The organism is Flavobacterium potami (assembly GCF_020026915.1).
In the GTDB taxonomy this organism is placed as follows: domain Bacteria; phylum Bacteroidota; class Bacteroidia; order Flavobacteriales; family Flavobacteriaceae; genus Flavobacterium; species Flavobacterium potami.
The window spans coordinates 195509-215719 of record NZ_JAINUY010000009.1; the positions used below are offsets into that span (position 1 = coordinate 195509).

General features: G+C 35.4%; 10 protein-coding genes. All 10 read right to left on the reverse strand.

Going from position 1 to position 20211, the window contains the following annotated elements; genetic code table 11:
* Window positions 1-140 precede the first annotated feature (140 nt).
* Window positions 141-791: a hypothetical protein gene (locus K6T82_RS22440; protein WP_223710937.1), complete on the reverse strand. Its 651-nt coding sequence runs from the start codon at window positions 789-791 to the stop codon at window positions 141-143.
* A gap of 79 nt (window positions 792-870) precedes the next feature.
* The gene (locus K6T82_RS22445; RefSeq protein ID WP_223710939.1) at window positions 871-8163 is read right to left on the reverse strand and encodes a pectinesterase family protein; all 7293 of its coding nucleotides are present in this window, start codon (window positions 8161-8163) and stop codon (window positions 871-873) included.
* An 88-nt stretch (window positions 8164-8251) separates the two neighbouring features.
* The gene (locus K6T82_RS22450) at window positions 8252-9049 is read right to left on the reverse strand and encodes a rhamnogalacturonan acetylesterase (protein ID WP_223710942.1); all 798 of its coding nucleotides are present in this window, start codon (window positions 9047-9049) and stop codon (window positions 8252-8254) included.
* 7 nt (window positions 9050-9056) lie between these two features.
* Window positions 9057-9983 carry an alpha/beta hydrolase gene (locus tag K6T82_RS22455; RefSeq protein WP_223710944.1) on the reverse strand — a complete coding sequence of 309 codons (927 nt, stop codon included), beginning with the start codon at window positions 9981-9983 and terminating at the stop codon, window positions 9057-9059.
* A 902-nt stretch (window positions 9984-10885) separates the two neighbouring features.
* The gene (locus K6T82_RS22460) at window positions 10886-11884 is read right to left on the reverse strand and encodes a pectinesterase family protein (RefSeq protein WP_223710946.1); all 999 of its coding nucleotides are present in this window, start codon (window positions 11882-11884) and stop codon (window positions 10886-10888) included.
* Window positions 11885-11895: 11 nt separating this feature from the next.
* Window positions 11896-13575 (reverse strand): glycoside hydrolase family 28 protein, encoded by a 1680-nt coding sequence (locus tag K6T82_RS22465; RefSeq protein WP_223710948.1) that lies wholly within the window; start codon window positions 13573-13575, stop codon window positions 11896-11898.
* A 22-nt stretch (window positions 13576-13597) separates the two neighbouring features.
* Window positions 13598-14704, reverse strand: a complete 1107-nt coding sequence (locus K6T82_RS22470; protein ID WP_223710950.1) for a glycoside hydrolase family 88/105 protein — start codon at window positions 14702-14704, stop codon at window positions 13598-13600.
* A gap of 119 nt (window positions 14705-14823) precedes the next feature.
* Window positions 14824-16467, reverse strand: a complete 1644-nt coding sequence (locus K6T82_RS22475; RefSeq protein WP_223710952.1) for a glycoside hydrolase family 43 protein — start codon at window positions 16465-16467, stop codon at window positions 14824-14826.
* A gap of 173 nt (window positions 16468-16640) precedes the next feature.
* Window positions 16641-18290: a DUF5123 domain-containing protein gene (locus K6T82_RS22480; RefSeq protein WP_223710955.1), complete on the reverse strand. Its 1650-nt coding sequence runs from the start codon at window positions 18288-18290 to the stop codon at window positions 16641-16643.
* Between the two features lie 12 nt (window positions 18291-18302).
* Window positions 18303-20198, reverse strand: a complete 1896-nt coding sequence (locus K6T82_RS22485) for a RagB/SusD family nutrient uptake outer membrane protein (RefSeq protein ID WP_223710957.1) — start codon at window positions 20196-20198, stop codon at window positions 18303-18305.
* Between the last annotated feature and the right edge of the window lie 13 nt (window positions 20199-20211).

The window sequence follows — 20211 nt, forward strand, 5'->3', positions numbered from 1 at the left end:
TCTATTTAGACGATAATTATCTACTCATAAAACAAAATTTAAAAAGTTCTATTCATAAAATACATAAAATAGTTAAAGCCTGAAAAAATTCAGGCTTTAAATCAGGTCTTCAAGAAACCAAGCTAATCGTAGGCAAAAAGTCAATTAAAAATAATGGAATGGTCTTTTTGAAATAAGTCGCTTGAATTTATCTTTTTAGCAGTAAAAGTTTTTCCTTCCGATTTTTTCACATTACCAAAGTACTGCATGCTAAAGACAACATCATTTTGAGTAGAAGTCAGTGCTCCATCTTTGTAAAAACTTGCTGTACCTTTTCCATTAAAGCTAACTTTGTATTTCTCACCGTTTTCGCTCACCTTAAAGGTTCCACTTAAAGGTTTTATACTAACTCCATTAGCAACAGACAAATCGCCTTTTCCTGGATTTATATTTTTTCCAAGTAGAGATTGTCCCCATTTGCTAAAAGTATAAGCCGTAGCTTCCGAATATCCTCCAAAACTGTACTCTCCCTTCGCTAAATTATTTTGAAGAGATGAAAACAGTTCGAAGTAAACAACCGCACCATTTTCTGATTCAGAAATTGTTTTAGATCGTATAGAAAAATCGATATTATAGGCATTGCCTCTAATGCCATAATTTTCCAAATATCCCTGTGATAATTCTACAGTTTGGGTACCTATTTTCAAAAAACCTTTATTTGAATTCTTGTCCTGATTACTTTCATCATCACTTGAACAAGATGACAATAAAGTAATGAAAACCAGTACTAATAATTTGATACTATTATTCATATCTATGATGATTAAATTTTTTAAACTGATCTACTTTTTTAAATTCGGGATGAATCTTATTTTCATCCCGAACTATAATTTATTTTACAATAATTCTGGTAGAATTTCCTGTTTTAAGACTTTTAATAAAATAACTTCCTGAAGGCAGATCAGAGACCGAAATTTCCATTTCTGCCCCAATTAGATCTACTTGTTTTACCAAAAGTCCAGTCATACTGAAAATCGCCAAACGGTCAAATTCTGTACTGGATTGCAGTGTCAATTTTCCTGAAGTAACAGTTGGAAAAACAAAAAATTCACCAAGCTTTTTCCAACGTCCATAAAGTGTAAAATTATCTTTCTGAGTGGCACTGAATCCAGCTATTTCTTTACTGTATAAAGCATCAGTATACCAACCCATAAAGCGATATCCTGTACATTGCGCTGCTTCTAAAGTAAAAGTCGTTCCTGTCTGTATACTGGTTTTATTTGGGTTTACAGCTCCTGATGGCAAATTCAAATAAGAAACAGTATAGAAAGTAGGCGGAATTACCTCATCCTTTTTGTTATTTCCTCCAACTCCCCAAAAAGCATAGAAAGTCTGATTTCCTGTCGCTGTAATTGCTATTTCTTTTATTGTATTTGGCGTCGTTTCCGAAGTTGACCATCCAAAGAATGTATAGTCTTTCAAGGTTGGAACCGGCAATGTTAATGCTGTACCTTCCGTATATTCTATTGGAGTTAAACCTGTAATAGCTTTTCCATCAATTGAATTCAAATAAGAAACACTGGATTTTACGACTGGTTTCGGATCAGGTTTATTATTTCCACCTTCTCCCCAGAAAGCGTAAAATGTTTGATCACCAGTTGCTGTTGCGGGAATGGTTTTCAATAATCCTGGTGTAGTTGCTGTAGCTGACCATCCAAAAAAGGTATAACCTTCTAATTTTGGCGTTTTTAAGTTGGTTACAGCTCCTTCCATATATTCTGTCGGAGAAAGAGTTATGGCTTTTCCATCAATAGAATTCAGGTAACTTATCTTAGAAAATTTAGCATCTGCCTTTAACCATCTTGGATCTCCTAAAGCCGTTCCTTCTAAAGAAGCTTTCGCTAAAGGAGAATTTTTAGAAAAACTGAAATTTCCTTGTGATGGGTTTGGATATACAAGTGATGTTAACCCTAAAACAATTAAAGTTTTAACATTGGTTTCACTAACTGTAACTGTTCCTTTAACTGTTTGAGAAGAAACTCCAACCAAAAGATTATTGTCTAAAACTACTTTTCCTGCTCCGTTAGCATGGTTAGAATTGAACAAATAAATCGGTTTTGGATTGTCGCGTTCGTCCTGTACAATGTTATTTTTGAAAGAATAAGTAGATGCTGCATTATATTGATTATCGACAACTACCAAACCATTTCCAGTTTGCGTCCCAGCATTATAAATCGTATTGCTTTCAAAAGTAATATTTACCGTTTCTGTTGCAGCATTTTTGTTTTGAAGAATTATAAAATTATTTCCTTTTTCATAGTTGAAAATAGTCGAATTCTTAACCGAAATAGAATTTACAATATGCGAATCTGGTTGAATAAAACTGCCTCCAGTCGTCGCACTTCCATCAATAATACAATTATCTAAAACAATTTTTGAAATAGGACTTTCGCTAGCTCCATCTGCTATTAATAAACTTTGTTTGATTCCTTTTATAGACGCATTTTTAATTTCGAAACTTGATACACTTGCGCCTTTTTTCAATTGCAGTACATTAGCACCAGCATTTGTCAAATCGAAATCAACCCCAGTGAAACTAAAACTTCCTGAAACAATTTCTGGATTATCTGATGCAAACGATCCAGCAAAAACAGGTTTTGCATTTTCATCAGGAATAAAAGTATATTTATGATTTTTAACCGCAAGATCTGCAGTTGTAGTATAAGTACCGCTTGCCATGATAAATCTAGTTCCGTTTTCAGCGGCGTTGTATTTTTCAACAAAATTCTGCGGATTTACATACACATCTAAAGTACCATTTTGCACAGAAGTTAGGTGATTGACCAAACTGTTGATATAAACTTCGATATTCGTGTAAACGCCATCAACTGTTTTTAAATTTCCATCGGCTGCACTTGCAGGATTTAATCCTTTTTCGGTTTCCCAAGCATCTGGCATACCGTCTCCGTCTGTATCAACAGGCGCTGTACCCGTAGGTAAAACAGGCCATCCACCAGTTGCAGATGGTGTATCGATGTAACCGTTTGTACTTCCATTACCGCCATTCATAATACTTGCTTTTCCAGAACGAGCATCGTCTACTGCTCTTTTATCTACAGCATCTCTAAATAAATTTGCTCCAGCATTTTCTAAAACCAATTCATAAGCTTTTGTCGCGCTATGAGTTGTGATTTCTCCGAAAGCGTGTGGTGCACTAATTTTGATTGAAGCTTTATCAGCATCACTTACCGGAAGCTGGCTGCCGTGAAACTGACTATAAACACCATACGTCCAGTTGTCTTGTGTGGCTCTCTCAGATCCTACGACATAATTGCCATCAACATAATATTTACCCCAAATTCCGTATAATGGTGAAGTTGTATCCAAACTTCTTCCTGTGGATAAAATACGTTCTTTAGTAGAATTTGAAGTTCCAGGACCTGGTTTCCAATAATTGTTTACCAAATTGACATTCATGGCATCTCCACCATAACAGCTGTTTCCTCCCCAATTGTAAATCACGTTATTACGAATGTCTACTAAATCGGTTTTAGCAAAAATATCATTCGCGTATTCTCCTAATCTCGGATTTCTACTGTCATGATGTGCTAATAAATTATGATGAAATGACGCATTTTTTCCTCCCCAAACACCACCATATCCGTGTGCTCCTTTAGCGTGAACAGAATTTCTTAAACTTTCAGAAATAATACACCATTGCAAAGTGAAGTTTTCATTTTGATAAAAAGAAACACATTCGTCCGTAGACCAACTCATTGAACAGTGATCTACAATAATATTCTTTTGAAAACGTCCTCCTAAAGCATCATTTTCTACATCATGAGTATCTCCCATTCTAAAGCGTAAGTAACGCAAAATAACATTATTTCCTCTCACCTTAACGTTATAATCTTTTAAAGTAATTCCGCCTCCAGGAGCTGTTTGTCCAGCAATTGTGATATTGTCCGTAACATTCAATTCGCTTTTTAATTCAATATTTCCAGAAACTTTAAAAACCACAATTCTTGGTCCCGCCTGATTAATGGCATCACGAAGAGATCCCGTTCCTGAATCATTTAGATTGGTAACATAAATTACCTTTCCGCCACGGCCTCCTGTTACATATTTTCCGTAACCTTCAGCTCCAGGAAATGCAGGAACAGTTTCAGTTCCTCCGCCAGTTGCTTCTTTCTTAACTTCGATTTTTCCTTCGCCAATAAAGAATTCTGGATTCGATGTTTTGTCGTAAGTTCCTTCTTTAAAATCTACTCCGTTAATCGTAAGTTTTTGCACATTTAAAACGGTATTTAATGAAGCTTTACCATTTTCCGAAATATTCAAATTTAAGTTCGATCCAGCGGCACGTTCATGACTGAAAATAACCGAATTCTCTTTACTGATATTAATTGTTCCCGAACCAAAAGCATTTGCTGAAGCTCCTTCAATAACAATCGGATAATTTAATGTTGGAAATTTGGTGCTTTTCTGAGTTAAATCCCAAATTCCAATAAACTCGCTGTTGTCTCCTTTTAAAAGTAAAGTCCCTGTATTTGCATTTACACCTTGACCTGTATTTAATGGTGAAACTGTACCGCTTCCTGAAACTGGTCCACTTAACGTCATTATCGTTTGATTGGCAATACCTGAAATCATTTCGAACTTTACATTTCCAGAAATAACTATCGGCGCTTCTAAAGTCATACCTGCTCCACTTGTATTGTAATACACTCGTGTTCCTTCTTTAAAAGTCAATGTTCCCGAAGCTTTGTGAGCACCTCTCAAACGAAGTGTTCCTGCGCCAGAAAAAGTCATATCAGCAGGAAAAACGGTTCCTGTTGTTTCTATTTCTTTTGTACAAGAAACAGTTTTACCCGCAACTGGCATTTCCGCCGGATTAAAATTGGCGCCGTTATCCCAGTTTTTATTTACTGCCGCTGTAAAATCATAATCAAAATTACCTGGAGGAGTTACTTCATCAGGTTTGTTATTTCCTGCTGTTCCCCAGAAAGCATAGAAAGTTTGATTTCCAGTAACAGTCGTTGCAATTTCTTTAATTGAATTTGGTTGTGATGCCGAAGCCGACCATCCAAAAAAAGTATAGCCATTTAAAGTTGGTGCTGGTAAAGTCTGCAAAGTTCCTTCCGTATATTCTATTGGAGTTAATCCTGCTAAAGGAGTATTGTCGATAGAGTTTACATACGTAATCGAAGACTTAGTTGCTCCTCCATTAATAGACATCGAAATTGTACTTACGTCACTTAATCCGCCATATTCGTTTGCCGCTTGAATAGTGTAACTGAATGTTCCTGCTGTTGTAGAAGCATCTAAAAAAGTAGGCTCTGTAGTAATTGTTAAGATTTTACCGTCTTTACTAATTACATAACACATTGCGTATTTATTCTCATCCCATTTTAAAGTATTTTTTTCTGAAACAATAAGATTCGCTGGTTTTGCTACCTGCTCTACTACAACACGCGGATCCCATTTGTCTGTACCGCTTAGAACATTTTCTATGGTATATTGATCGGCCTGTGCTTTAGTTAAAACTGGATTGTAGTTTCCTGTCTGTGCTACACCGTTTACTGTAAATATATTAGTTCTGTTATCTGTATTAACGGCAATTCCGTTTCCGTTTACACTATTGTATTCTGCAAAAAGTGCCGGAACTGTTCCCATACTTGCCCAACCTGCTGTATTGGGTTCGTTGATCATTTTTGTGTTTAAATAAACCGCTCTTGGAGCATTTTGCCAAGGGCGTCCTAAATAATAACTTGTTGAAGCAGTAATCGTATTGTTATTAAAAATATAACCGTACTGCGTAGCCGTATCATGATTTGGTGCTACAATATATCCTGAAGCAACCGAAACCAATTTACATTCTTCAAACCAATGTGTTCCGCCACCACAGATAAAATCAACATCGCCTTCTATGGTCGATTTGTAGTAAAAACTTCTTTTTCCTCCTTTAACCTGTGTATCTTGTTTACTTCTAAGACGAACTCCATTATAGACATTTCGATCTCCAGCAGGATTTAAAGCGGGTCTTTGTCCAGAAGTTGTGATTCCATCTTTGTGTTCGATGGTTACATTTTCCATGTACAAATCATTAGCTTCAATAGAAAGAACGGCATTTTTAATTCCCCATCCTGGATTTCCTTGTAGAATTACTTTGTCTTTAGACTGCGCAACCAATGAAACGTTATTTTTCCCTGATGGAAGTTTCAAAACAATATCCTGCGGATTTGTTCCATCTCCACCCAAATTATAAGTTCCGTTTGTAATTAATACCAAAAATCTTGATGCCGAATTATTAGGCGCAGCATTAAAAGCTTCTGCTATTGTTTTTACATATTTTCCTGAAGCAATTTGATCGGCAGTGGCATCGGCATCTACGATTAAATCAAATTTACGTTTTGTTGGAATTGGCTTTTCCATTGTTTTAAAAGACAAGGTAAGCGCTGGTCCATCATTTCCAGAAAGATCTTTTACAAATCCTGCTGGAAGCGTAAAAGTATATTGCTTGTTATATTCTAATCCGAAATAACTAAACTTTACTGTTTTGTTTACAAATTCAGCGCTTAGATTTTTACCATTTAAAACGGCATTTCCAGTTCCAAATTGAACTTGCTCGTTATAATTTAGAATGATGCTTCCGTTAGCAGCAACAGAACTTGCCGCTTCAGATGGAAATGAAGATTCTAAAACTGGCGGTACTGCATCTGTAACCAAAACCTCATCGGCTTTAATCATTAAATTAGATAAAATAGTAGCCGTAACATCAATTGCTGATCCGTGTTTTGGTCCGTTGATATTAGGAAACCATCTTAAATAGATTTTCTCTTTTCCTTCTGCTTCAGCGGGAAGAATACCGCCGATATTGGTAATTGTATTCGTATTGATTGTTGTTAAAGAAGAAACATTTACAAAATTTACTCCATCTAACGAATATTGAAATGTCCATTCATCACAACCGTAATAATAGCCTAGTAATCCTGACGCAACGTTGATGTTTTTATACCCCACTGTAGAAAGTGTTGTCATAAAATAATAGAGATTCCCTCTTTCTGTATTCCAAACACAAAAGCCATTTTTACCGCCTCTGTTTTGAAGTCTTACATTTGGCGCAAAAACATTATCTGCTACGTTATAAGCAAATAATTGTGGCTTGTTCACTACTTTAGAATACAATTCGGCCACTCTCGGATTGGCATATTGATCATTTTTGAATGTCCATCCTGCAATAAAAGTCTGATTGGCATAAGTTCCTGTAACAGTTTTGTTTTCATTCATCACTACAGAAGTACTGAGCGACGTTGAACCATCAGACCAATTACTGAATTTTATAATATCATTTTCAACCGCTGTAATCATCACATTGGTACCGCTTTCATAAACCGAAAAAGCACCATCTTTTCCTGCCGGAGAAATGGTATAATCTCCCAAACCAAAAGCTCCGTTTGTAGTAACATTTAAGGTATAAGTTGCAACAGCATCATATTGTGCGATTAGTGTCGCGTCTGCATCAATGGTATAAGTTAACGGATTGGCAGTTGAAACTACAGCTCCTTTATCATCTACCCATTGTTTAAAATTGAAACCAAAATTTTTATTGGCTGTCAACTTAATTTCAGTTCCTTTTACAAATGTAGTTCCAGCTGGATTAAGCGTAACAGATCCAGAAGATATCGGATTTACATCTACAGTCAATTTGTGTGTAACGGCATTTGGGTTGTCTGTTATTTTTTCGAGATAATCGAGATTAAATAAATATCCTGTATTGGTTGGATGCTTAAAAACCAAGACTAAGTCATAAGTTCCTGTTGTGGATTGAATTGCAGCAGAAAACTTCTTATAATCAGTAAAACTTGTACTTCCTGAAACTGTAGCGGTTCCAATTAAAGTTCCTGTTTCCGACCCTAATCTGAGTTCAATAGTTCCTCCGGTTGCGCCCGCTGCTGCGATATCGAAGCGAGTTACAAATTCAGTAAAATTGACGGCATTAAATTTAATCCATGTATTATTTTTAATGTAACCTACGTTTCCTCCTCCCGAAAGAGAAGCATTTGTTTCGGTTCTAGCTCCCGAAGCCTGATTGAACTTTTCAGCTTCAATTCTCTCAATAGTCTGAGAGTACCCCATGACTGTAAACAGTATGAGGAATAGGTAAATAAATTGTTTTTTCATTTTGGTTTAAATATGGTTTTAGTTAGTAATAGTTTTCAAAAGAGTTTTTTCTTGTTTTTCAAACCCTTTTGATAGTTGATATAAAATTTTAGTTTAATTCTTTCATTCCTTCAAAAACTAATCTGGCTACTTCTATAGCTCCTTTAGTTTGAAAATGGGTATTGTCTTTTTGTCCGTCAGCATAGGCTTCATATATGCCTCCTTTAAAATTCATGAAGTAGTTTTCACTTACATAAGACTGTCCTTTTTTTGTAAAAAAGTCAATTGATTTTTGGGTTAAATCAATACATAATACATTCATTTCTTTGGCAACATCTTTTACGGCCTGTGGATATAAACCGTGAATATTTTGTAGTTGTCCGTCCTTCCATGGAAAGTTTCTGGCAACAGGAGTAATCAGAATTGGTTTTGCTCCTTTTGCTTGGGTTTGTTCAATAAACAATCTTAGAAATTCTTTATAACCTTCAATATTTACATATCTTTCTGGTCGGTCTTCAGCAGCATCGTTATGCCCAAACTGCATTAGAACTAAATCTCCTTTCTTTAGATTATCATAAACCGAACGCCATCTTCCTTCCTGAAAAAAAATTCGTGTACTGCGTCCACCTCTGGCTCGATCATCTACAAAAACACTGTCTGTTTTAATCAGTTTGTCTATTTTCTTCAAACTATCTTTGACAAAAAACTGCTGAAAAACCTGCCCCCAACCTGTAACTGGATATCGGGTTTTCTTATAATCTTTTCCTTCCTCGTAATTATTAGCATAATCGGCTACAGTCGAATCGCCAATTAAATAAACCGTAGTTCTCGGTTTTGGCTTCATAAAAGACATTATAGCAAATGCTAAAATCATACAGAAAATGGAAATAATACATCTTGATTTCATAAATTCTTTATTTAAAAACTCTAGTTAAAAATTGATCTATGTATTGAATTGTCGGTTCAAACCAAGGATTGAAAAGACAAAAAGTATGTGGTGAATTCTCAAATTCGTGAACTTCAGAATAGATTCCGTTTTCCGTTAAAACCTTTCTGAAATCGTCTCTTCCTGCGTGCATTCTTGGAATCGAACTATTAATAAACAATGTTGGCGGAGTTGAAGCGCTTACAAAAGTCAAAGGAGAAGCCACTTCCCAAAGTTTTGGATTGTCTTTCATGGAATAGCCAATCCACTGCGCACTTGCTCCAAAATTTTTAGGATCCTTTGTTTCACTACTTTCAGGATGAACAAACGATAACGTTCCGTCTATATCAACTATGGCATTGATTTGAGATTTGGATTTTGAATTATTAATTTCTCCTTCAAACAAAGGCATATTTCCCGTTACTCCCATAAAAGCAGCTAATTGTCCTCCAGCAGAAAATCCGAGAGAAACAATTTGATTCGGATTTACATTATATTTTGCTGCATTTTCTCTTACCCAGCGAATAGAAGCTTTAAGATCGTAAATCGCTTCGGGAAAAAGCGCTTCTGTAGAAAGTCGGTATTCTGGTGTAAAACAAACATAACCCAGACTTGCTAATTTCTGCGCCATTTGATGGTGTTGCTCTTTGCTTCCAGATCGCCATCCTCCTCCATGAATTAGGATAATAGCTGTTTGTTTTTCCTTTTTATTTTTATTGAAAAAAACATCGAGTTTCATTTTACGTTTTCCGTAACTGCAGTACACAATATCGTTCTTCTGCACAACAGCATCAAAATGCATTTCGGGAACCAAAGTCGTGTTTGGGAAATACTTTAATGTTTTCTTGAAAGCGCTTTTGTTATTGAAAGAAGTATCCCTAACTTGAGTAAGTCCCTCCAAATATTGCGCATTCATCTTTTGAAGAAATAAGATGAAAATCCAAATAAATACTGTCTTTAATTTTCTGTTTTGAATTATTATCATTTCTATTGATTAAATATCGTTACGCAATGTTTTTTGTTTTCTACCATTAAGGTATTAAGAGAGTTAAGCTCAGCTTTGTCTTAAACCTTAATTTACTTCATTTCTTAATGGTAAGAAGAAAAATTAAGCTTTATGCTAAACCTTAATGCCTTAATCTCTTAATGGTAAAAAACTCAATTCGGTTTCCATTCTTTGAAATTTTCTGTTTTGAATTATTATCATTTCTATTGATTAAATATCGTTACGCAATGTTTTTTGTTTTCTACCATTAAGATATTAAGAGAGTTAAGCTCAGCCTGTCTTAAAGCTTAATTTACTTCATTTCTTAATGGTAAGAAGAAAATTAAGTTTTATGCTAAACCTTAATACCTTAATCTCTTAATGGTAAAAAACTCAATTCGGTTTCCAATCTTTGAAATTTTCTGTTTTGAATTATTATCATTTCTATTGATTAAATATCGTTACGCAATGTTTTTTGTTTTCTACCATTAAGGTATTAAGAGAGTTAAGCTCAGCTTTGTCTTAAACCTTAATTTACTTCATTTCTTAATGGTAAGAAGAAAAATTAAGCTTTATGCTAAACCTTAATGCCTTAATCTCTTAATGGTAAAAAACTCAATTCGGTTTCCATTCTTTGAAATTTTCTGTTTTGAATTATTATCATTTCTATTGATTAAATATCGTTACGCAATGTTTTTTGTTTTCTACCATTAAGATATTAAGAGAGTTAAGCTCAGCCTGTCTTAAAGCTTAATTTACTTCATTTTTTAATGGTAAGAAGAAAATTAAGCTTTATGTTAAACCTTAACCTTAATCTCTTAATGGTAAAAAACTCAATTCGGTTTCCAATCTTTAAAAATCGCTTTCATCGAATATTCTTTTTTAAATTGTTCTGTTGATAGTTGATGAGACCAATTAGCTCGTGAAGCAGTATTTGCTCCTACTCCTGTTGATTGGTATTCGGCATAAAAAGCTGTTTTCTCCACTTCTGATTTTCCCCAATTATTCCATCCGAGTGGTTTTATATGTGAACCCATATCGCATTTTATAAATACAGTTCTCGCATAATTTCTCCAAGGTCTTCCCAAGAAATAAGAGTTGTCTCCAGAATTTGCAGTTAGTTTACAGTTTAAGAATACAAATCCGTATGGATTGGATTCTGGTGTATTTGCTGCCGTAATATATGAACCACCTTTTTTAGAGAAGATTTCACAATCCTCAAAAAGTACGGTTGAACCGCCAAAAATGAAATCTGTTGTTCCTTCTATATAACAGTTTTTATAATATTGTCTGCTGGCACTTTCTCTCGGATATAAAGTATCTTGGAAACCTAAAAATTTACAATTTTCAAAAATGATTCTATCTCCATCGATTCTTACGGCAACCGCTTGTCCAACAGGACCAGAAGAGTTTTCAAACGTAATATTCTGTGCTTTAAAACCATTTCCTGTAACAATAAAACTTGCTGATCCAGAAGTTCCGATTGTTCCTCCTGCTCCATTTGATTTTGAAGCATAATCATCGTAAGTTAGAATTACTTTTTCTTTGCTTTCTCCAATCAACGTTACATTGTTTTTGTTCAAAGCCAATTCTAGTTTTTCCTTATAAATACCGTTTTTTACAAAAATTTTAGTTTGTGAAGTTTTAAATAAAGGCACAACATTAAAAGCTTCTTGCACTGTTTTAAAATCTCCTTTTCCATTGGCATCCACAATAATGTCATAAGATTTAACTTCTTTTGGAATTTCTTTAATTGGAGTTTTTATCGAATCACTTTTATATGAAAAATTCAGAAAGAAAATCGAAGCTGTTATAAATTTGATTAGTATCATGTTGTATTTCTTTAGTTTACCACTTTTACCTCATCTTTTATGGATTCTAAAACTTTTAGGTCTTTATTCAGAATTATTTTCTTTCCATTGGTTTTTAATGAAATATCTTTTGTTTCTAAACCTCCAACCCAAAACATCTGATTTTCTCCAGTCGATTTAAGTCCGTCCAAACTCACATTTTTACTATTTGAAAAACTTACTGCAATTCCAGGTTTATCTAATCTTAAATCAAGATTTTTAAAAGCAATTTTGCTTGCATAATTTAACTGAACACCAACATCTGAACGGATAATCATATTTTCAAATTCGATATTGGCAACTGGCATTTCTGGAATTCCCATAATTTTTAAAGCCTGAGCCGCACCATTTACAGAAATGTTTTTAAAATACATATTTTTAAAGGCTGGTGTTTCCTCTGTAATAGGTTCTTTAGCCACCGTTACTTCTCCTGTTTCTTTATCTTCAGATAATGATTTTCCAAAATAATACAAGTTGAAATTAATGGCGTCTGTTGGAATATTATTCATACGAATGTCTTCCATCCAAATATTCTCCACAACACCACCACGACCTCTAACCGATTTAAAACGAAGTCCACAATCTGTTCCGTTAAAGGTTAGGTTTTTAGCATAAATGTTTTTTACACCTCCAGACATTTCGCTTCCAATGGTAAAACCTCCATGTGCGTGATACACCACACAATCTGTAATTACAAATAATTCTGTTGGTTTTGCTCGGTCTCTTCCTTCTTTATCTTTTCCAGATTTGATACAAATGGCATCGTCTCCAACATCAAAACGACAATTGGTTACCGTTCCGATTCTGCAAGATTCTAAATCTAAACCGTCTCCATTTTGAGAATACCACGGATTACGAATCGTTAAGTTGCGCAAAGTAAGATGTTCACACATTAACGGATTGACATTCCACGCAGGAGAGTTTTGAAACGTAACACCGTCTAAAAGCAGTTTTTTACAATTCACCAAACTTACCATAACGGGACGAAGCGCTTCTTTGTAAGGTTCCATATTTTCTACAGTTTCTTTTTTAGGCAATTTGTTTCGTTCCTCATTCCCTTCATAAGCGCCTTTTGATGGATACCAAATTTTACCATCCTTAGACAAAACGCCACCAGAGTTAACTAAATCGCTCCATTGTCCAGCCGTCATTTTACCGATTTTAACTGGTCTCCATACCGCACCGTTTCCGTCAAAAATTCCTTGACCTGTAATGGCGATGTTTTCTAAATCGATTCCCATAATAGGCGATTCGCAACGAATGACCTTATTTCCTTCGAAATACGATTCTATCAATTTGTATTGTTTTAAATCGCTTGAAAAAGAAACAAAAGCACCATTTTGAGTATGTAGATTTACATTGCTTTTCAGCTTTATTGGTCCTGTTGTCCAAAGTCCCGCAGGAATTACTACAACTCCTCCGCCAGATTTCGAACATTTTTCAATTGCCGAATTAATGGCATTTGTACAAAGCTGTTCTGTATTGGGAACTGCGCCAAAATCAACAATATTTAGCGTATCACTTTTGAACTTCGGAATTTGAACTTCTGGCATTTTAAAAGGAATCTTCAAAGAGGCATCAGGCTTATTTGAACTTCCTTTCTTTTGACTAAAGCCAACTAAAGTCGTAAGAAGAAATGCTGTTATCAGAAGCGTGTTTTTAATTTTTATCATAATCGATTGTAATTTTGAAACATTATTTTTTGTCTAGAACTTTTTGTAATTCAATGCCAGCAAGAATATAAGGTCCAACCGCTTTTGCATCGTCTTCTCTTATAGGTTCTGAAATATAGTATTCGAATGAACCGTTTCTATCTTCGGGGTTTTTACCTCCTAATCCTGCAACAGCGCAACATTTTGTAATCGAAATGGTTCCGTCTGTATTGTCTTTTATAAATTCTTTCTGAATTCCTTGAAAGCCCTTTTGTGCCGATTTCAAAAACTTTTTGCCCAAATAGCCTTTGTTGTACGCTTTGGTAAATGAATACACAAACATTGTAGAACAAGTCGATTCGAGATAATTGCCTTTTCTTCCCGGCTGATCCATTACTTGCCACCAAACTCCTGTTTTCGAATCTTGCGCTTTTAGAACGGCATCAAAAACCTGTTGAACTATTTTTATTACCTCTTTACGTTTGGGATGATTTTCTGGAACAAAGTCCAAAATATCAACCAAAGCCATGCAATACCAACCTTGCGCACGTCCCCAAATATGTGATGAAGTTCCTGTAGTTTTGTTGGCCCAGAATTGAGCGCGTTTTTCATCGTAACCATGAAAATTCAAACCTGTTTTAGCATCAAAAGTGTGTTTCTGAATTAATTCTACTTGCAAAATTGCATCGTCAATTGCTTTTGGAACATTAAAAACTTGTCCGTATTGTGCTGAAAAAGGATCTGCCATATAAACGCCATCCAGCCACATTTGCCATGGATAACTTTTTTTGTGCCAATAACCTCCGTCAGAATTTCTTGGATGTCCTTCTAATTGTTTGTGTAAAACATCCATTGCGATTTTATAACGGGAATCGTTTGTCTTTTTATAAATCTCAAAAAGTATTTTTCCTGAATTTACCAGATCTAAACTGTATTTTTCGATTTCATATCCGCCTTGAATATTTCCATCTTTATCAATCAATTGTTCGGCATAAGAAACTCCGTAATCCCAATATTTTTGATTCTTGTTATAATCATACAATTTCTGATTGGCCAATGCCACCAAACCATTGGTATAATTCCATTTCGGATATTTTACTCCATCCAAAAACACTGGATTTGGAACACGTTTCTGATCTGAATCGGCCATTTTTACTGCCCATTCAATTGGAGCTAATTCTTTTTATCTGTTGAATTTGATTGTCCAAAAGAAGTCAAACCAACGAACAAAGCAAGAAAACAATATTTCATTTTATGTTTCATAATCTCTTAATTTTCTTCAACTCTAAACCAATCATAATCGGCATAACTGCTGTCATTAATAGTTTTAGATCCCGTTGCAAAAAGTCCAATTTTGGCACCAACCCATCTTCCTGCGCTAGGTTTGAACGATTCGCCTAACTTTTTGAAATTCTTTCCATCCAAACTATAATAAAAAGTAACTTTCGCATCAAAAGGTTCTTTGTTCTGAACCATTTCTACTTTGGCGCGCAAACTCACTTCTTTTTTATTTACAGGAATTGACGCGATTTCTTTCTCTGCTTCTTTAGAAGTTCTCGCACTTTTCATTGAGCGTTGTACTAAATTCAAATTGCCCATTTTATCCTGTTCAATTGCTATATAAGCGTAATCTTCACCAAAAACAATCAAACCTGAGCTGCATACTCCTGCATCTGGGTTATTTTCGAAAGTCAATTTTGTTGTTGTTGTAAAATTGGCACCTGGAAATTTTTGCAATAACAGATTCGGCATCATCCACATGGTCTTAATTCCCTCTTTCCTCGGAATACAATTCAGACGCATAAAACCAAGATTTGCCGATGACCAGCCCCAATGTTCCTCAGGATTCTGATTGGCTTGCCATTGCCATTGCAAACCCAATTGATGACTATTAAATTCATCGGATGTAATTAATGGTGTTGCTGGATAATTTTTGCCTACATTTGGTTTGGTCCATTCCATAACAGGTTCTCCAATCCCATCTTTATTGGTATCTTTTCCCATAATTGGCCAGCCGTCTTTCCAAGTTACAGGTTGTAAGTGAACAACGCGTCCGTAAGCCCAACGATCTTGAAAATGTAAAAACCATCCGTCTCCGTTTGGCGTTTCGACATAACCTCCCTGATGTGGTCCATTTACAGGAGAATCTCCTTGGTTTAAAACCACTTTAAATTCATAAGGTCCCCATACATTTTTAGAACGCATTGCCAATTGCCATCCTGGTTTTACACCTCCTGCAGGAGCCATAATCCAATAATAACCGTCGCGCTTGTATATTTTTGAACCTTCAACTGTGGTATGCCCTTTATGCCCATCAAAAACTAAAGCAGGATTTCCTATTAGTTTCGTTCCGTCTGGTGCCATTTCAGACAACATTAAAACTGTTTTTACATTGGCACGACTTCCCGCGAAAGCGTAAGATAAATAAGCTTTTCCGTCTTCATCCCAAAACGGACAAGTATCTATAATTCCTTTTGCTTCTTTTACCAAAACCGGTTCTTCCCAAACAGCTGCTGGATTTTTAGTTTTAACCATAAATATTCCAAAATCAGGATCTCCCCAATAAATAAAATATTCCCCATTGTGGTAACGAATAGACGGAGCCCAAACACCATCGCCATGACGAACTGTACGATAATGTTCTATCGGAAATAGATTTTGCAATGCATATCCAACCAATTCCCAGTTTACAAGATCTTTGGAATGCAGAATAGGAAGTCCAGGAACACTATTAAAACTAGATGCCGTCATGTAATAACCGTCTTCTCCCACGCAAACATCGGGATCAGAGTAATCTACATGTAAGATTGGGTTTTTATATTTTCCATTTCCCAAGTCAGCGTTCCAGCCTTGTGCACCTGCTCCTAAATACCAAAATAATCCGAAGGCGAGCAGTAATTGTTTGAATTTCATTGTATTGATTTTTATTATATAATTCGCTTCATTAAAACATCAACAAAAGCTATGACATTTTAAAAGTTTAATTTCTTCTATTAATTTGTAAAAGACAGTACATTGAAGTATCCTCAACCACAAGGATACTTCATGAAAGTACTGAAACCACTTAATTAACAAAACTTAAGAACTTAAGGTAACCATCTTGTGTCTCCTACTTTATTGGTAACAATTGGTGAATTTGGATCTTTAATCATCAAATTACCATTTGCAGGATCAACAAATAAATTTTGTGCGCTTATACCTAGATCGGTTCCCTGAATTGCAGAAGCCCCTAATAGATAGTCGGTAGTTGTATAATTGTTTCCGTATGTTGTTGGCGTATTGGCCGCAATTGCTTGGATTACTTTACCGCAAGCAGATGCCATTAATACATTCTTAAAGATCAAAGTAGATCCCACAGCATTCGGTATATTGATTAATGCTCTGTTATAGGCATAATCATAAAGCGTAATATTTTGATATTCTAGTTGAATTGGATAAGCCGAAGTACCATAATCAAACAAGTTTTTAAAGTTTCTATTTTTATCTGTTGTTTGATAATAATCTCTCATGAAAGTACAGTTTGCGAATTTGGCTTTCTTTACGTTATCTGCTCCAGCAGAACCAAAGACAAATGTCCCGTAAGGTCCTGTATGTCCTCCAACCTGATCGAATGTACAGTAGCTCATATCAAACACGCCAATTTCTTTGTATTTTCCGTTTCCTTGATGTCTCCAGAATCCACGTTTGAAATAATTAAAAACACAGTTGTAGAAAGTAATTTTATCTATTTTCCAAGCGGTACCACTATTAAAGAAATAACTAGCATCGATCGTCTGATAAAAACGAATGTTTTCAAAAACCAATTCCGACAAATACGAACCTTCGGTAATGTTCCAGTTTCCGTTCATTTCAATCTGTGGACGTTCTCCCTCCGTTCCACCTGTCAATTTAAATCCTTTTGAGATTGTGAAAGGTGTAATTTTAAACAAAGAACCTGCTTCTAAGAAATATTCTGTTCCTTCTGGAATTGTCGGATCATCGTTGTTTGTTCTCAATAAAGCATCTAAATCCATACCTTTTGTAACAATAATAGTTGACTGTGATGGTCCCGCAGAACGGAAAGAAACTTGATTATACGGTTTATCGTAACGTCTTGGTTTATTATTATCGAAGATGTTAAGATTGTATAAGGTATTTTTTTCTAAACCTGTTAGAGTTGCTTCACCTTTACTGATTTCAGAAGCCGTTAATTTACGTCCGATTGCTGGAATTTCAGCAGATTGTGCTGGAGCTACAGAAATACTATCGACTGGATTTTTTGAAGAAACAGCCCAAGTTACAGTTACTTCTGTTTCGGTTACATTTACTCTTTCTACATCATTTAAAATAGCATCAAACGGCGGACGATCTTCTGTCAATGCGTTGGTATAAGACCACTGCGAATTATGGCCATCTATAGCATGATTAGATCTTACTCTTACATAAAACTGCGTTTTATACGGAATATCATCCATTAAGAGTTGTGTGTCTGTTGTCGTGTACGATTTGTACAAGCTTTTGTAATAATTGTCTAAATGCAACTCAACGGTATAAGATGCCGCATCATTGACTTTATACCACACAACAGCAATTGAGTTTCCTCTTACTAAAGGAGCGGTAAGTACGAATTTTGGCTGAAATAAATCTTGTTCCTGTGGATATTTAAACTCATCGTTCTCACAAGATACCAGCATTTCTCCGAAGGCAATTAAACCTATAAGAGACAATATATAAAGTATTTTTTTAAAGTTTTTCATGCTTTTCTTGATTTAAAAATTAAATCCATAATAATTTTGAATCGCTCCTCTATGATCTGTAATTACCTTTGAAGGATAAGGACATAAATAACGTAATGGATCCGTAGGTGATACCGATGAAGCATTGTTGTAATTGATAAACCCTCTAAAGCTCCATTTGATATCGTTTCTTGGTTCGTAACTTGCCGTGTCGTTGTTTAAGGAATACCAACTTACCGCAAACGGAAGTTCTGTATAACCAGCAGGGCGAGCCTGAAGAATTTCATCAATTCCTTTGATATCTAAAATTGTTCTGCCCGAGTTAACTGGATCTGGAATGTTTTTATAATAAATACTTCCAGGAACTTGGTCGATGCCTGGCACATAAGCTCCATTTGCGACACGCCCCCAATTGTATAATTTAAAATACTGATTGTAAACCACTTCACTAAATTTATTCCAACGTGCTAGATCAAATTTACGTTTGCTTTCTCCTCCAAACTCCCATTTACGTTCATCCATTATAGCCTTAAAGAATAAATCTGGTGATGATTTAGATAGTACATAATTATCTACTTTGGTTCCCCAATCAGCTTGAGCAAAAGCTCTTCTTCGCACACGTCTTAAACATTCCTTAGCATCTTCACGAGGGCCAAAACGTTCGTTTACTGCTTCTGCGTACATTAAGAGTACATCTGCAAATCGCATCCAAGAATAATTGATTCCCGTTCCTTTTTGGCTTGTGCTTCCCAACGGATCATTCATCCATAATTTAGACCATTTCCCAACAGCCAAACGAGCCAAATCCAAACGAATTACTTGATTTAAATTTTGATCGTATGAAAGCGGTGCGCAAGTAACATCTCTTCTTAAATCTTTATTATCGAATGAATAAAGGTATTCTCCACATAAACTAAGAGTTCCTGAAGCACTTCCGTAAGGATGATTCCCTTCAACAATCGGAATTCCTGCCAAATAACCGTACTCACCTGTAGAGTTTTTCAGCATTGGAATTGAGAAAATAACGTCATCATTGACTGGAGTTTCCCAATTATTCTGCTTCATCCAAAAATCTCTAAAACCTAGTTTTAAATCATGCTGTCTGCCTAAAATTACTTTTTCTAAATATTGAATTGCCGTATCATAATACTGCTCGTGATTTGTTCCTCTTTCCATGCGTCCGATACTGGCTGGATTGTTTTCGTCTGGGCGAAGTGTCCACCCTCCTCTTGTAAGCGCCAATAATCCGATCAACCCTTGATTAAAACTTCTAGAAGCGCGTTCCACTCCATAATCCAATTCGCTGGCATTTTTCATTAAAGGCTCAACCGACTTCAAATCGTCAATTAAAAATTCAAGAATTACATTTCGATCTGTGGTTCCGACAGCAAAATTTTCATCTCCTGTTGAAGATTTAGTACGAAAAACAACATCTCCCCAAATGCGAATCATATCTAAGTAAACCATAGCACGAATCGTTTTCACTTCTCCATACATCTGCATAATATTGGAAGGCGCATTTTTTGGATCTGCTTTATACAAATCTGAACTCTCAATTCCTTCAATAACATCATTTGCCGTATTGATAATTTTATACATGGCGCTCCAAGTACCATTTAAAGTAGTCCAATAAGGTTTTGGATCGTAACAGGCAATATCAGAACCGTTTCCGTTTACTGTATTGGTTGCAACGCCAGACATTTCTACGTCTGTGTTTGTATTAAAAACAAATGCAACACGGTTCGCATAAGCATCATCTGTAAGCATAAGCGTATACACACCCGCAACAGCAGATTGAATGTCTTTTTCTGATTTAAAAATTTCTGCTTGGGTAAAGCCAGATCCAGGCTGTACATCTAGATATTCATCGCAGGCTGTAAAAGACAGCGCAACAACTAGCAGAAAACTAAAGATTATCTTTTTATTCATCTTTGTGAGATTT

Coding starts and splice junctions, on each gene's coding strand:
- K6T82_RS22480 (WP_223710955.1), bottom strand. CDS start 18,290: ATGAAAAACTTTAAAAAAATACTTTATATATTGTCTCTTATAGGTTTA.
- K6T82_RS22450 (WP_223710942.1), bottom strand. CDS start 9,049: ATGAAATCAAGATGTATTATTTCCATTTTCTGTATGATTTTAGCATTT.
- K6T82_RS22465 (WP_223710948.1), bottom strand. CDS start 13,575: ATGATAAAAATTAAAAACACGCTTCTGATAACAGCATTTCTTCTTACG.
- K6T82_RS22485 (WP_223710957.1), bottom strand. CDS start 20,198: ATGAATAAAAAGATAATCTTTAGTTTTCTGCTAGTTGTTGCGCTGTCT.
- K6T82_RS22460 (WP_223710946.1), bottom strand. CDS start 11,884: ATGATACTAATCAAATTTATAACAGCTTCGATTTTCTTTCTGAATTTT.
- K6T82_RS22440 (WP_223710937.1), bottom strand. CDS start 791: ATGAATAATAGTATCAAATTATTAGTACTGGTTTTCATTACTTTATTG.
- K6T82_RS22445 (WP_223710939.1), bottom strand. CDS start 8,163: ATGAAAAAACAATTTATTTACCTATTCCTCATACTGTTTACAGTCATG.
- K6T82_RS22455 (WP_223710944.1), bottom strand. CDS start 9,983: ATGAATGCGCAATATTTGGAGGGACTTACTCAAGTTAGGGATACTTCT.
- K6T82_RS22470 (WP_223710950.1), bottom strand. CDS start 14,704: ATGGCCGATTCAGATCAGAAACGTGTTCCAAATCCAGTGTTTTTGGAT.
- K6T82_RS22475 (WP_223710952.1), bottom strand. CDS start 16,467: ATGAAATTCAAACAATTACTGCTCGCCTTCGGATTATTTTGGTATTTA.